Annotated in this window: 13 protein-coding genes and 1 pseudogene; 6 read left to right on the top strand and 8 right to left on the bottom strand. The window is 52.0% G+C overall.

Translation table 11 applies throughout. From position 1 onward, the window contains the following. A pseudogene (locus E0D98_RS14655) lies at window positions 1–133 on the bottom strand (AraC family transcriptional regulator); the annotation flags it as partial. Window positions 134–326: 193 nt separating this feature from the next. Between E0D98_RS14655 and yqhD the strand changes: the two are divergent. The 4 genes from yqhD to yqhH all read left to right on the top strand — a co-directional run bounded on the left by yqhD (window position 327) and on the right by yqhH (window position 3,856). After that, a complete protein-coding gene (gene yqhD / locus E0D98_RS14650; protein ID WP_001058807.1) occupies window positions 327–1,490 on the top strand; it encodes an alcohol dehydrogenase in 1,164 nt (387 codons plus the stop codon). A 104-nt stretch (window positions 1,491–1,594) separates the two neighbouring features. Further along, a complete protein-coding gene (gene dkgA, locus E0D98_RS14645; protein ID WP_000013149.1) occupies window positions 1,595–2,422 on the top strand; it encodes a 2,5-didehydrogluconate reductase DkgA in 828 nt (275 codons plus the stop codon). A 199-nt stretch (window positions 2,423–2,621) separates the two neighbouring features. Next, window positions 2,622–3,548 carry a YbjP/YqhG family protein gene (locus E0D98_RS14640; RefSeq protein ID WP_050877052.1) on the top strand — a complete coding sequence of 309 codons (927 nt, stop codon included), beginning with the start codon at window positions 2,622–2,624 and terminating at the stop codon, window positions 3,546–3,548. 50 nt (window positions 3,549–3,598) lie between these two features. Next, entirely contained in the window at window positions 3,599–3,856 is a 258-nt protein-coding gene (yqhH, locus tag E0D98_RS14635) for a lipoprotein YqhH (protein ID WP_000848528.1), read from the top strand. Window positions 3,857–3,898: 42 nt separating this feature from the next. Here the strand turns inward: yqhH and E0D98_RS14630 are convergent, their stop codons facing one another. The 6 genes from E0D98_RS14630 to ygiW form a co-directional block, all read right to left on the bottom strand. Continuing rightward, the gene (locus tag E0D98_RS14630) at window positions 3,899–6,118 is read right to left on the bottom strand and encodes a YgiQ family radical SAM protein (protein WP_000095187.1); all 2,220 of its coding nucleotides are present in this window, start codon (window positions 6,116–6,118) and stop codon (window positions 3,899–3,901) included. A 110-nt stretch (window positions 6,119–6,228) separates the two neighbouring features. Beyond that, entirely contained in the window at window positions 6,229–7,641 is a 1,413-nt protein-coding gene (ftsP, locus tag E0D98_RS14625; protein ID WP_000059395.1) for a cell division protein FtsP, read from the bottom strand. Window positions 7,642–7,715: 74 nt separating this feature from the next. After that, a complete protein-coding gene (gene plsC, locus E0D98_RS14620) occupies window positions 7,716–8,453 on the bottom strand; it encodes a 1-acylglycerol-3-phosphate O-acyltransferase (protein ID WP_000965712.1) in 738 nt (245 codons plus the stop codon). A gap of 233 nt (window positions 8,454–8,686) precedes the next feature. Next, window positions 8,687–10,945, bottom strand: a complete 2,259-nt coding sequence (gene parC, locus E0D98_RS14615; protein ID WP_001281894.1) for a DNA topoisomerase IV subunit A — start codon at window positions 10,943–10,945, stop codon at window positions 8,687–8,689. A 545-nt stretch (window positions 10,946–11,490) separates the two neighbouring features. Next, complete coding sequence (locus E0D98_RS14610; RefSeq protein ID WP_000183494.1) at window positions 11,491–11,973, bottom strand: GyrI-like domain-containing protein; 483 nt, start codon at window positions 11,971–11,973, stop codon at window positions 11,491–11,493. A gap of 52 nt (window positions 11,974–12,025) precedes the next feature. After that, window positions 12,026–12,418, bottom strand: coding sequence for an OB fold stress tolerance protein YgiW (ygiW, locus tag E0D98_RS14605; RefSeq protein ID WP_000712658.1), 393 nt, complete (start codon window positions 12,416–12,418; stop codon window positions 12,026–12,028). Between the two features lie 151 nt (window positions 12,419–12,569). On the opposite strand from ygiW, the gene qseB reads away from it, so the two are divergent. Both qseB and qseC read left to right on the top strand, forming a co-directional pair. Beyond that, entirely contained in the window at window positions 12,570–13,229 is a 660-nt protein-coding gene (gene qseB / locus E0D98_RS14600) for a quorum sensing response regulator transcription factor QseB (protein ID WP_001221502.1), read from the top strand. Then, window positions 13,226–14,575 (top strand): quorum sensing histidine kinase QseC, encoded by a 1,350-nt coding sequence (qseC, locus tag E0D98_RS14595; protein ID WP_000673355.1) that lies wholly within the window; start codon window positions 13,226–13,228, stop codon window positions 14,573–14,575. Before qseB ends, qseC begins: the two co-directional genes overlap by 4 nt. A 45-nt stretch (window positions 14,576–14,620) precedes the next feature. Here the strand turns inward: qseC and E0D98_RS14590 are convergent, their stop codons facing one another. Next, window positions 14,621–14,953 (bottom strand): DUF2645 family protein, encoded by a 333-nt coding sequence (locus E0D98_RS14590; RefSeq protein WP_000912120.1) that lies wholly within the window; start codon window positions 14,951–14,953, stop codon window positions 14,621–14,623.

Here is a 14,953-nt window from a genome sequence, read left to right as displayed (position 1 = left end):
CCGGTGTACGTGCGAAAGGCGTCTCGCCATACAACAAACGCACATCGGGCAACAGTTCTGACAAACTATTTTCTTTAATTTTCAGTTTATTAACTTTATCCGCCAGCAAGCGGCAAATCTCTTCACGTTTCATATCGCGTAATTTCTTAGGAATAATGCGGCAATTTGATTGTGCGCAATTTTGTAGCATTTCTCCAGCACTCTGGAGGAATAGGCAAGACATTGGCAGAAATGAGCATTGAGAGCCAGGGCGCTGGCGATCACAATGAAAAACATCAGGCAGATCGTTCTCTGCCCTCATATTGGCCCAGCAAAGGGAGCAAGTAATGAACAACTTTAATCTGCACACCCCAACCCGCATTCTGTTTGGTAAAGGCGCAATCGCTGGTTTACGCGAACAAATTCCTCACGATGCTCGCGTATTGATTACCTACGGTGGCGGCAGCGTGAAAAAAACCGGCGTTCTCGATCAAGTTCTGGATGCCCTGAAAGGCATGGACGTGCTGGAATTTGGCGGTATTGAGCCAAACCCGGCTTATGAAACGCTGATGAACGCCGTGAAACTGGTTCGCGAACAGAAAGTGACTTTCCTGCTGGCGGTTGGCGGCGGTTCTGTACTGGACGGCACCAAATTTATCGCCGCAGCGGCTAACTATCCGGAAAATATCGATCCGTGGCACATTCTGCAAACGGGCGGTAAAGAGATTAAAAGCGCCATCCCGATGGGCTGTGTGCTGACGCTGCCAGCAACCGGTTCAGAATCCAACGCAGGCGCGGTGATCTCCCGTAAAACCACAGGCGACAAGCAGGCGTTCCATTCTGCCCATGTTCAGCCGGTATTTGCCGTGCTCGATCCGGTTTATACCTACACCCTGCCGCCGCGTCAGGTGGCTAACGGCGTAGTGGACGCCTTTGTACACACCGTGGAACAGTATGTTACCAAACCGGTTGATGCCAAAATTCAGGACCGTTTCGCAGAAGGCATTTTGCTGACGCTAATCGAAGATGGTCCGAAAGCCCTGAAAGAGCCAGAAAACTACGATGTGCGCGCCAACGTCATGTGGGCGGCGACTCAGGCGCTGAACGGTTTGATTGGCGCTGGCGTACCGCAGGACTGGGCAACGCATATGCTGGGCCACGAACTGACTGCGATGCACGGTCTGGATCACGCGCAAACACTGGCTATCGTCCTGCCTGCACTGTGGAATGAAAAACGCGAGACCAAGCGCGCTAAGCTGCTGCAATATGCTGAACGCGTCTGGAACATCACTGAAGGTTCCGACGATGAGCGTATTGACGCCGCGATTGCCGCAACCCGCAATTTCTTTGAGCAATTAGGCGTGCCGACCCACCTCTCCGACTACGGTCTGGACGGCAGCTCCATCCCGGCTTTGCTGAAAAAACTGGAAGAGCACGGCATGACCCAACTGGGCGAAAATCATGACATTACGCTGGATGTCAGCCGCCGTATATACGAAGCCGCCCGCTAAGCTTTTTACGCCTCAAACTTTCGTTTTCGGGCATTTCGTCCAGACTTAAGTTCACAACACCTCACCGGAGCCTGCTCCGGTGAGTTCATATAAAGGAGGAACGTATGGCTAATCCAACCGTTATTAAGCTACAGGATGGCAATGTCATGCCCCAGTTGGGACTGGGCGTCTGGCAAGCAAGTAATGAGGAAGTAATCACCGCCATTCAAAAAGCGTTAGAAGTGGGTTATCGCTCGATTGATACCGCCGCGGCCTACAAGAACGAAGAAGGTGTCGGCAAAGCCCTGAAAAATGCCTCAGTCAACAGAGAAGAACTGTTCATCACCACTAAGCTGTGGAACGACGACCACAAGCGCCCCCGCGAAGCCCTGCTCGACAGCCTGAAAAAACTCCAGCTTGATTATATCGACCTCTACTTAATGCACTGGCCCGTTCCCGCTATCGACCATTATGTCGAAGCATGGAAAGGCATGATCGAATTGCAAAAAGAGGGATTAATCAAAAGCATCGGCGTGTGCAACTTCCAGATCCATCACCTGCAACGCCTGATTGATGAAACTGGCGTGACGCCTGTGATAAACCAGATCGAACTTCATCCGCTGATGCAACAACGCCAGCTACACGCCTGGAACGCGACACACAAAATCCAGACCGAATCCTGGAGCCCATTAGCGCAAGGAGGGAAAGGCGTTTTCGATCAGAAAGTCATTCGCGATCTGGCAGATAAATACGGCAAAACCCCGGCGCAGATTGTTATCCGCTGGCATCTGGATAGCGGCCTGGTGGTGATCCCGAAATCGGTCACACCTTCACGTATTGCCGAAAACTTTGATGTCTGGGATTTCCGTCTCGACAAAGACGAACTCGGCGAAATTGCAAAACTCGATCAGGGCAAGCGTCTCGGTCCCGATCCTGACCAGTTCGGCGGCTAACATGCAAATTCTCCCGGTGGCGGTAATGTTCCGCTACCGGACTTTTCAGAAATCATTTATTCCCCTCGCGTCCCGCCCGTTGTTACTCTTCCTTGTTCAGGAATGCCAAATATAAGGACATCATCATGCAGAGCCGGAAGCTCTTAAAAGAACAACTCATCTATATCCGGGATAAACGCAACGGAGAGGTGAAAAACAGATGAAAATAATACTTCTGTTTTTAGCAGCCCTGGCAAGTTTTACCGTACACGCACAGCCCCCCTCACTGACCGTAGAACAAACAGTCCGGCATATTTATCAGAACTATAAATCAGATGCCACTGCCCCTTATTTTGGTGAAACCGGAGAGCGGGCGATAACTTCTGCGCGTATTCAACAGGCGCTTACCCTGAACGACAATCTTACGCTGCCGGGCAATATTGGCTGGCTGGATTATGATCTGGTTTGTGATTGTCAGGATTTTGGCGATCTGGTGCTAGAAAGCGTTGCGATAACCCAAACTGACGCCGATCATGCCGATGCCGTTGTGCGCTTTCGTATCTTTAAAGATGATAAAGAAAAGACCACGCAGACACTGAAAATGGTGGCGGAAAATGGTCGTTGGGTCATTGACGATATTGTCAGCAATCATGGCAGCGTCTTACAAGCAGTTAATAGCGAGAATGAAAAAACGCTGGCCGCTTTAGCTTCGTTGCAAAAAGAACAGCCGGAAGCCTTTGTTGCCGAACTCTTTGAACATATTGCTGATTATAGCTGGCCGTGGACGTGGGTGGTTTCCGACTCTTACCGCCAGGCGGTTAATGCCTTCTATAAAACCACCTTCAAGACGGCCAATAATCCCGATGAAGATATGCAAATAGAACGGCAATTTATTTACGACAATCCGATCTGTTTTGGCGAAGAGTCGCTATTTTCACGCGTTGATGAAATTCGAGTCCTGGAGAAAACCGCCGATTCCGCCCGCATTCATGTTCGTTTTACGCTGACCAATGGCAACAACGAAGAGCAAGAACTGGTTTTACAGCGGCGCGAAGGCAAGTGGGAAATCGCTGATTTTATCCGCCCGAACAGCGGCAGCCTACTTAAGCAGATTGAGGCAAAAACCGCCGCCAGATTAAAGCAATGAGCTGAATTAAATAACAATTAGCCGGAACAATAAATAAAAGGGAACACTATATGAAAACGATTTTCACCGTGGGAGCTGTTGTTCTGGCAACCTGCTTGCTCAGTGGCTGCGTCAATGAGCAAAAGGTCAATCAGCTGGCGAGCAATGTGCAAACATTAAATGCCAAAATCGCCCGGCTTGAGCAGGATATGAAAGCACTACGCCCACAAATCTATGCTGCCAAATCCGAAGCTAACAGAGCCAATACGCGTCTTGATGCTCAGGACTATTTTGATTGCCTGCGCTGCTTGCGTATGTACGCAGAATGATAAAAAAATCCCCGGCAGCATGTCAGTTGCCGGGGATTTTTTTTAACGTCCAACCGCCGCTTTAGGGCGTTTCTTCGCACCAGCATTCACCGGACGAGATTGCGTAGACGACGCTTTTTTTGCCGTAGCAGGCGTCTGACGCTGGGTCGCCATCGGCGTATGTTTCGTCAACGCCGGACGGGTATTGCGGTTCTGGCGACGAGCTTCACGCATCTCTTCAATGGTTGGCGCAGGCACTAAGCAATCGCGACGGCTGCCAATCAGATGCTTTTTGCCCATCGCTTCCAGCGCCTGGCGGATTAACGGCCAGTTTGCCGGATCGTGGTAACGCAACAACGCTTTATGCAAACGACGCTGTTTGTCGCCCTTCGGTACGAAGACGTCTTCGCTCTTATAACCAATCTTCGCCAGCGGGTTTTTCCCGGTGTAATACATGGTGGTTGAGTTCGCCAGCGGCGATGGGTAGAAGTTCTGTACCTGGTCGAGACGGAAACGATGCTTTTTCAGCCACAGCGCCAGATTCACCATATCTTCATCACGCGTACCGGGGTGCGCGGAGATGAAATAGGGGATCAGATACTGCTCTTTACCTGCCTGTTTTGAGTAAGTATCGAACAGCTCTTTAAAGCGGTCATAGCTGCCCATGCCCGGCTTCATCATCTTCGATAACGGCCCTTCTTCGGTATGTTCCGGGGCAATCTTCAGATAACCGCCGACGTGATGGGTCGCCAACTCTTTGATATAGCGCGGATCTTCCACGGCGATGTCATAACGTACGCCTGAGGCGATGAGGATTTTTTTAATGCCTTTCAGATCACGCGCACGGCGATAGAGGTTGATCGTCGGTTCGTGGTTAGTGTCCATGTGCGGACAAATATCCGGATAAACGCACGACAAACGGCGACAAGTTTGTTCAGCGCGTGGCGATTTGCAGCGCAACATATACATGTTGGCAGTTGGCCCACCGAGATCGGAAATCACGCCCGTAAAACCTGGAACGGTGTCGCGGATCGCTTCGATCTCATTAATGATCGAATCTTCCGAACGGCTCTGAATAATGCGCCCTTCGTGCTCGGTAATAGAACAGAAAGAACAGCCGCCAAAGCAGCCGCGCATAATGTTGACCGAAAAACGGATCATTTCGTAAGCCGGAATACGGGCATTGCCATAGGCCGGATGTGGCACGCGCTTGTACGGCAGCGCAAAAACGCTGTCCATCTCTTCGGTAGAAAGCGGGATAGCAGGCGGGTTGATCCACACATAGCGGTCACCGTGTTTTTGCATCAATGCGCGGGCGCAGCCTGGGTTGGTTTCGTGGTGCAGAATGCGCGAAGCATGGGCGTACAGCACTTTATCGCCCTTCACTTTCTCGAAAGAAGGCAGCAACACGTAGGTTTTTTCCCACGGTTTCGGGCGCGGTGGCTGCACGGTTACGGCTTTGGCTTCCTGCTTTTTCGGTGCCACCGGTTTGTTATCCGCGCACGGCAAATCTTCACCATACGGATGCGGGATTGGGTCGATTTTTCCAGGGGTATCAAGACGGGTGGAATCCACGCCGCTCCAGCCAGGCAGCGCCTCTTTCACGATAATCGCGGTATTACGCACATCGCGGATTTCACTAATCGGCTCGCCCATCGCCAGACGGTGCGCCACCTCCACCAGCGGACGCTCACCGTTACCAAACATCAGCATGTCGGCTTTCGAATCCACCAGCACGGAACGGCGCACGGTATCGGACCAGTAATCATAATGTGCGGTACGGCGCAGACTAGCCTCAATACCGCCGAGGATCACCGGTACATCTTTCCACGCCTCTTTACAACGCTGGGTATAAACCAGTGTGGCGCGATCCGGGCGCTTACCCGCGACGTTATCCGGCGTGTAGGCATCGTCATGACGTAAACGGCGATCGGCGGTATAACGGTTGATCATCGAATCCATGTTGCCAGCAGTAACACCGAAAAACAGATTCGGTTTACCCAGACGCATGAAATCGTCTTTGCTGCTCCAGTCTGGCTGGGCGATGATCCCGACGCGAAAGCCCTGTGCTTCCAGCATACGACCGCAAATCGCCATCCCGAAGCTTGGGTGATCGACATACGCGTCGCCAGTAACCAAAATGATGTCGCAGCTATCCCAGCCAAGTTGATCCATCTCTTCACGAGACATCGGCAAAAACGGTGCCGGTCCAAAACAGGCGGCCCAGTACTGCGGCCAGGAGAACAGGTCGCGATCCGGTTGGATCAGGGAGATAGAGCTCATTTTGCTTCCAGAAATGATAAAAAAATAATCAAAGGCCGGGGATTATAAGCCGGAACGAAAGAGAAATCGAAAGGTATTCCATACTCGCCCTCCTCGGGCGAGTATGAAGATTACGGTACCGGATTGACCAACAGTTGCCCAATCGAGCCACGGTCCGCCATTTCCAGCGTCTGACTGTTGAAGTAGAACGGGAAGTGCGCCCAGGAAGGCTGACCGAAATAAACAAGCAGCTCCACTTGTCCGTCAACCCAAACGGTATCTTTCCAGCCTCTGTCTTCCGGGAACGGCATCGCGCCATTCACGTTACGGATCTGGAACATCACGCCTTCAATATGGAACGCTTGCGGCTCGTCCGCGCGTACCGTCCAGCGTTCCCACGTTCCTTGCTGCGCGGTGACATCAATACGGTTGACGTCCCACAGCTGTCCATTAATACCCGGGTCATCACCCAGACTGATATCGCGACTGCGAATTGGCGAACCAGCCATGATTTCAGTTGGCAGCAAGCGCATCGGAAGACTGTCTGTGACCAGCGGCAGAAGGCCGGTTGGGCGCAGCGTTAGCACCAGGGTAGAAACCAGAATACTGGATGGCTCAAAGAAGCCGCGAATACGATCAACAATGCTCGCCGCTTCGCCACAGGTGATCGACACTTCATCGCCGTTGCTCATATCCACCAGAATCTCGCGGCGCTCGCCCGGTGCCAGCGAAAGTTGCTTCACCGATACAGGAGCAGGCAGGAATCCCTGATCGCCAGAAATCACATGTAACGGGCGACCATCGCTCATCTGTAGTTGATAGCGACGAGAGTTCGACGCGTTCAGCAGTCGCAAGCGCACCCAGCCACGCGAGACTTCAACGTACGGGCTTTGTACACCGTTAACCAGCAGCGTATCACCAACAAAGCCGCCGCTTCCCGGTTCGTTGTATTCTGGCGTACCAAAGTTATCCAGCCGTTTATCCTGGATAATGACCGGAAAATCATCCACACCATAATGGTTGGGGATAGGCAGCGACTTGCTGACTTCATCTTCCACCAGCCACATTCCGGCAAGGCCGTTATAGACCTGCTGAGCCGTGCGGTTGGGAGTATTGGCGTGATACCACAGAGTAGCTGCGTTCTGGCGAATGGGCAGTACGGGTGCCCAGTCAGCGTTTGGCGACATCATCCGTGCCGGACCGCCCATCAGCGGGCCTGGTACCTGTAGCCCGGCCACCGTCATTGAGACATTTTCTGTCAGGCGGTTGCTGTAAATAAGCTTAACATCGTCGCCCTTCCAGACGCGGATAGTCGGCCCCAGGTAACGACCATTGATTCCCCAGACCGACGCGCGTGTCCCTGGCGTAAATGACCAGTGCGCACGTTGTACAGTCATAAACAGCGGTTGCCCACGGCGAGATTCAAGTAGCGGCGGAACGGGTAGCGGTTGCTGTTGCCCGGCTGCGCTGGCCTTCAGGGGAACAGCGCCTGCACAAAGTGCAATCCCCGATGCCTGAATGAACTGACGCCGACTGAGTGACATATTTGCTCCATGTAAAACTGGCTAAAGTAATACCGTGCAGGAAAGTGTTCCCCGCAAAAATACAGATTGCCGACTTAAACTTTTCCGGCGGCTTCGCGTTCTGCGACTTCTTTATCGAGCTCGGCGATTTTTTGTTCCATTATCGAACGACAATGGGCAGCCAGCTCACGAACCTGATCTTTGCCATACTGACTGACGTCAATTGGCGGCAGCATTTCGACAATCACCAGACCGTTGTGCAGTCGATTAAGATTAATCTTATTCGAAGTTGTAGAGACGCACACGGGAATAATCGGGACGCCCGCCGCAATTGCCGCGTGAAATGCTCCAGTCTTGAACGGTAGCAGGCCGCGACCACGGCTGCGGGTTCCTTCCGGGAACATCCAGATGGAAATACGGCGTTTTTTGAAATGATTCACGACTTCCGCAATGGTGCCGTGAGCTTTAGTGCGATTGTTTCTGTCGATCAATAAGTTGCCGGTTAACCAGTACAACTGCCCGAAGAAGGGGATCCACAGCAAGCTCTTTTTACCTACCGTCACCGTCGGCGGTTGCACAATGTTCGATGCTGTCACCATGTCATAGTTGTTCTGGTGGTTAGCGATATAGATAGCATTGCCGTAGCTTTCAGCATCTGCAGGTTTGCGGCACTCAACTTTCAGGCCGAACAGCGGCGCAAGACGGCCAAACATATGCCCAAAGGTGGCCACATGTTTCGGGTTACGCGGGCTGAAAAGGCAGTAAATGGAGCCGAATACACAGACTAAGATGCTGTAAATCACGGTAATAATAAGACGAAAGATATATAGCATAACACCCTCTGAAGGTCTGAGAGACTGGCATTGTACGTCACCTGAAATCAGGTTAGGGCATTGTTAAAAGCCGCTCTCTGGAAAAGCGTATTGTTAATCGCAACGCATGAATAAACAACGGTTTCAAGGGAATTTTTATCGTTTCCGGGGGTTGAATACGCTGCCGGATGACGACTTAACGTTTCATCCGGCGTTCCTTGCAAGCGGGAGGAAACAGCGCCCTCCCCGGCATATTACTCTTCGCTATCACCGCTGCTGGCACGGCGAGGAGAGTCGATCTCAACACGATCGATACGCTGCAAACCGCGCATCAACGTACCGCGGCGTCCACGTTCGCCAGTGACTTTCTGTAGCTCTTCCGGACGCAGTTTAATTTTGCGTTTCCCAACATGAATGGTCAGCGTGCTTTGCGGCGGCAGAACGTACAGTTGCGCCAGACCATCCTCGCCACGCGCGGCTTCTGCCGATGGAATGTTGATAATCTTGTTGCCTTTGCCCTTCGACAGCTGCGGCAGATCGCTTACCGGGAACATCAACATACGGCCTGCCTGAGTGATTGCCAGCAGCATGTCGGAAGCATCTTCAATCACCACCGGCGGCATAACATGGGCATTTTCCGGTAAGGTTATCAAAGCTTTACCTGCACGGTTACGCGCCACCAGATCGTTAAAGGTGCAGACGAAACCGTAACCCGCATCGGAAGCCATCAGCAGTTTCTGATCGTCGCTTTCCATCAGCATATGGTCAACGGTCGCCCCAGGCGGCAACGTTAATTTGCCGGTGAGCGGCTCGCCCTGACCACGCGCCGACGGCAGCGTAATCGGGTCGATGGCATAGCTACGACCGGTGGAATCAACAAACACTACCGGTTGGTTGCTCTTACCTTTCACCGCAGCTTTGAAGCTATCACCCGCTTTATAATTCAGGCCCGGCGCGTCGATATCATGGCCTTTAGCGCTGCGTACCCAGCCCATCTGCGACAGCACAATGGTGACAGGTTCAGACGGCAGCATGTCGTGCTCGCTCATCGCTTTCGCTTCTTCGCGTTCCTGCAACGGCGAACGACGATCGTCACCGTAGGCTTGCGCGTCTGCCTGCAGTTCTTTCTTCAGCAGGTTATTCATTTTACGCTCGGAAGCCAAAATGCCCTGCAACTGGTCGCGCTCTTTTTCCCGCTCACTCTGCTCACCGCGAATCTTCATCTCTTCCAGTTTGGCAAGATGACGCAGTTTCAGTTCGAGGATCGCTTCCGCCTGGGTTTCCGTAAGGCCAAACCGCGACATCAGCGCCGGTTTCGGTTCATCTTCGTTACGAATGATCTCAATCACTTCGTCGATGTTGAGAAACGCCACCAGCAAACCTTCCAGGATATGCAGGCGCTTGAGGACTTTCTCCAGACGATAGTTCAGTCGGCGGCGCACGGTATCGCGACGGAACACCAGCCATTCGGAGAGGATTTCCAGCAGGTTTTTCACCGCCGGACGACCATCCAGACCGATCATATTGAGGTTAATGCGATAGCTCTTTTCCAGATCGGTGGTAGCGAAGAGGTGGTTCATCACCTGATCCATATCCACGCGGTTGGAACGCGGCACAATCACCAGACGGGTCGGGTTCTCGTGGTCAGATTCATCGCGCAGATCGTCAACCATCGGCAGCTTTTTGTTGCGCATTTGCGCAGCAATTTGCTCCAGTACGCGCGCACCTGAAACCTGATGCGGTAATGCGCTGATAACCACCGCGCCATCTTCTTTCTTCCACACCGCGCGCATACGCACTGAACCACGTCCGTTCTCGTAGATTTTACGGATCTCGGCGCGCGAAGTGATAATTTCCGCTTCAGTCGGATAATCCGGCCCCTGCACGATATCCAGCAGCTGATCGAGCGTGGTTTTCGGCTGGTCGATTAATGCGATTGCCGCCTGAGCTACTTCACGCAGGTTATGCGGTGGAATATCGGTCGCCATGCCGACGGCAATACCGGTGGTGCCGTTAAGCAAAATGTTTGGCAGACGGGCAGGCAGCATTTTCGGCTCCTGCAAAGTGCCGTCGAAGTTTGGCACCCAGTCAGCCGTCCCCTGCCCCAGCTCGCTCAATAGCAGCTCGGAATATTTCGACAACCGGGATTCGGTGTAACGCATTGCCGCGAACGATTTCGGATCGTCCGGCGCGCCCCAGTTCCCCTGACCATCAACCAGCGGATAACGGTAAGAGAACGGCTGCGCCATCAGGACCATCGCTTCATAACAGGCGCTATCGCCGTGCGGATGGTATTTACCCAGTACGTCACCGACGGTACGGGCCGATTTTTTAAATTTGGCGCTGGCATTCAGGCCCAGTTCAGACATCGCATACACAATGCGGCGCTGAACAGGTTTAAGACCATCGCCAATAAACGGCAACGCACGGTCCATGATCACGTACATGGAGTAGTTTAAGTAGGCGTTTTCCGTAAATTCATGTAGCGCAAGGCGCTCTGCCATATCGCTCATTAATTCTGATTCCTCAACTTATTCGCCAGCCTTCAAAGGGGCAATATTGCCGGAGATACTACATTATCTGCCGCGTCGAGTCACAGGAGATCAGCGTGAATAGCGCCGCCGGACGTGCTCCGACGGCGATAAAGGCATCAATGTGCCTTGATATACAACTCTTTGCTGTAGACTTGATCGGCATAGAGGGCAGCACAAGTTTGCGCCCATGCCACACCACTCGGCATGGGGGTCCGCTCCGGGCGATTCGAGAAGTTGAGGTTATGCGAGTCCAGGGAAGCCTAAAGCATCAAAGTAGTCGACTGTAAGTATACGGTTCAGCCCAGTTTAGCTGTGTCTCCACCAGTGCCCCGCGCCTCCTGCCATAAGTGCGGCTTGCTCATGGATACCCCCGAGACGGCTTACGGCGCACCGGATAATAAATTTCGCGTATACATGGTATTCCTTACCGGAGAAATTATAAGCCCAACAACAATACGCCTGTGGCATTGTTCGCTCAAACTTATCGCGAGTGATTTGGCTCACACTCCGGTAAAGATTCCCCATCACGCCAACGGCACATAAACATCCGTTTCCAGTCGCTGCTCTGTCACCCCTTCGGCAAGATTGGTGTAGTGAAACAGAATCGGTGCTTTACGCATTTTCTCGCCGCTTGCAGGCAGCCAGTGGCGAATAATGCCCCATATCGTGTGTGAAATATCGTCCAGCTCGCCAACGTGGCGGGCCACGGCATAACGTCCACCGGTAAGTTCACCATTGCTCACACCATAACGATTATCGGGAATCGGTTCGCTAACGCTGCCGCAGATATCAAAGCGAAACGCTTCCGGTGCGGTGGTGGCAGGGTCGTCCCAGGCGACGCCAAAAGTCTGGCTTTGGTTAACAGGAGAAAGCCCCGTCTCTTTACGCCACATGATAAATTTCGCCACACTGTAGTTGAGCAACTCAGGGCTACAGCGGTGCGGCAACATCGCCACAGGGATTGATGGGAAATCGATAATGTTTACATCCAGTGTCAGGTTTGTCATTTTGCCTCCCTGCGAAATTATTCCCGGGAACGCGTCCCGGGAGCGGTAACAATTACGGATTTACTTTGCGGATCTGTTTGACGTCAATTTCAACAGAATTCCAGTCTTTATCGACTTCACCCTGAATCTCAACCGTATCTTTCGGCGTCACCGTCACACCGTTCCAGCGTTTGTGGTCGATATCAACATTGATAGTACCGCTGGCATCTTTAAACACGTAGAGATCGTCAGAGATGCGTTCAACGATATTGCCGCGCAGGGTTACCCAGGTGTCGTCACGCAGGGATTTTGCGCTTTCTACGGTCGTTACGCTGCCGTTCGGCCCCTGGAATCCTCCGGCCTGACTTTGCGTTGCCGATGGGCCAGAAAAACCGCCCTGCTCTGCTGCCATCACCGGTGCGCTGCACAGGGCCATTACTGCGATTACTGCTGCGAATTTTTTCATGTTTATTACTCCCTTTAATGTCTGTTTCCGAGCATTTAACAAGATAGTCCTTAACAACTTCTTAAGGGAAAAAAATAAAATTTAGTGCTGTACAGAGCGCGTTACAACACGGTTTACTGGCAGCAAATACGGTTATCGCAGGGATGAAAAAATGCGAATTTTACTGATAGAAGATGACATGCTGATTGGCGACGGCATCAAAACGGGCCTTAGTAAAATGGGTTTTAGCGTCGACTGGTTTACACAAGGTCGTCAGGGAAAAGAGGCGCTTTATAGCGCGCCTTATGATGCGGTGATCCTGGATTTAACCTTACCAGGCATGGATGGTCGCGATATTTTGCGCGAATGGCGAGAAAAAGGTCAGCGTGAGCCGGTACTGATCCTGACCGCGCGCGATGCGCTGGAGGAACGTGTAGAAGGGCTGCGTCTGGGAGCTGACGATTATCTGTGTAAACCTTTTGCGTTGATAGAAGTCGCCGCCAGGCTGGAAGCTCTGATGCGCCGAACCAACGGCCAGGCCAGCAACGAGCTGCGCCACGGTAACGTCATGCTCGACCCCGGCAAACGTATCGCCACGCTGGCTGGCGAACCCTTAACACTGAAACCAAAAGAATTTGCCCTGCTGGAATTACTGATGCGTAACGCTGGTCGGGTACTGCCGCGCAAACTGATTGAAGAGAAACTGTATACCTGGGACGAAGAGGTCACCAGTAATGCCGTTGAAGTGCATGTGCATCATCTGCGACGCAAACTCGGTAGTGATTTTATTCGTACCGTGCATGGTATTGGCTACACATTAGGTGAGAAATGAAATTTACCCAACGTCTTAGTCTGCGCGTCAGGCTGACGCTAATCTTTTTAATTCTGGCCTCGGTGACCTGGCTGCTTTCCAGCTTTGTCGCCTGGAAACAAACAACGGATAACGTCGATGAATTGTTCGACACCCAACTGATGCTGTTTGCCAAGCGGTTAAGTACGCTCGATCTCAACGAAATCAACGCGGCGGATCGCATGGCACAGACGCCAAATAAATTAAAACACGGTCATGTTGATGACGATGCGCTGACCTTTGCCATCTTTACCCACGACGGCAGAATGGTCCTTAACGATGGCGATAACGGAGAAGATATTCCTTATAGCTATCAACGGGAAGGTTTTGCTGACGGGCAACTGGTGGGCGATAAAGATCAATGGCGTTTTGTCTGGATGACCTCACCTGATGGCAAATATCGCATCGTTGTTGGTCAGGAATGGGAATACCGTGAAGACATGGCGCTGGCGATTGTTGCCGGGCAATTGATCCCGTGGCTGGTCGCACTGCCGATTATGTTAATCATCATGATGGTACTATTGGGTCGTGAACTCGCGCCGCTGAACAAACTGGCGCTGGCGCTGCGTATGCGTGACCCTGACTCGGAAAAACCACTAAACGCGACTGGCGTACCCAGCGAAGTGCGTCCGTTGGTTGAGTCGCTAAATCAACTGTTCGCCCGCACACATGCGATGATGGTTCGTGAACGACGCTTTACCTCCGACGCAGCTCACGAACTACGTAGCCCGTTAACGGCGCTGAAAGTGCAAACCGAAGTTGCGCAGCTTTCTGACGATGATCCGCAAGCGCGGAAAAAAGCGCTGCTTCAATTACATTACGGGATCGATCGCGCTACTCGTCTGGTTGATCAACTGCTCACTCTATCGCGGCTGGACTCACTGGATAACCTTCAGGACGTCGCGGAGATCCCGCTTGAAGATCTCCTGCAATCGTCGGTGATGGATATTTACCACACGGCGCAGCAGGCGAAAATTGACGTGCGACTGACACTCAATGCCCACGGCATCAAACGCACCGGACAACCGCTATTGCTAAGTTTGTTGGTGCGAAATTTGCTGGATAACGCCGTGCGCTACAGTCCACAGGGCAGCGTGGTAGACGTCACGCTGAATGCTGATAATTTCATCGTGAGGGATAACGGCCCCGGTGTGACACCAGAGGCACTGGCGCGAATTGGCGAACGCTTCTATCGCCCACCCGGACAAACCGCTACCGGCAGCGGGCTTGGGCTATCGATTGTCCAGCGAATCGCCAAATTGCATGGCATGAATGTTGAATTTGGGAATGCGGAACAAGGTGGATTTGAGGCGAAGGTAAGCTGGTAACTTCTCTGTCTATGAGAGCCGTTAAAACGACTCTCATAGATTTTACTAATAGCAAAATATAAACCGTCCCCAAAAAAGCCACCAACCACAAACCAGACAAATACCGAGCGAGAATACATATACCCAAAACTCGAACATTTCCCGCATAAAGAGTTTTCTTAAGATAAGAATAATAAGTGGCGTAAGAAGAAAAAATGCTGCAATCATTGCTTGCAATATACGATCTTCGCCTGAAACGGAAGGTATACTGCAAATATTGTCTCCCGACTCAAGCATCCAGTCATACTTATTGAAAGCAAAAAAAGCATCTATTAACCAATAAGTAAGCATTATGTATAACAGAGCTTCAAATATTGTTTGAATTTTATGCTTTAACAT

Source organism: Escherichia sp. KCJ4928 (assembly GCF_004352695.1).
Taxonomy (GTDB): Bacteria; Pseudomonadota; Gammaproteobacteria; order Enterobacterales; family Enterobacteriaceae; genus ECMA0423.
This window is presented reverse-complemented; position numbering and strand designations above follow the sequence as displayed.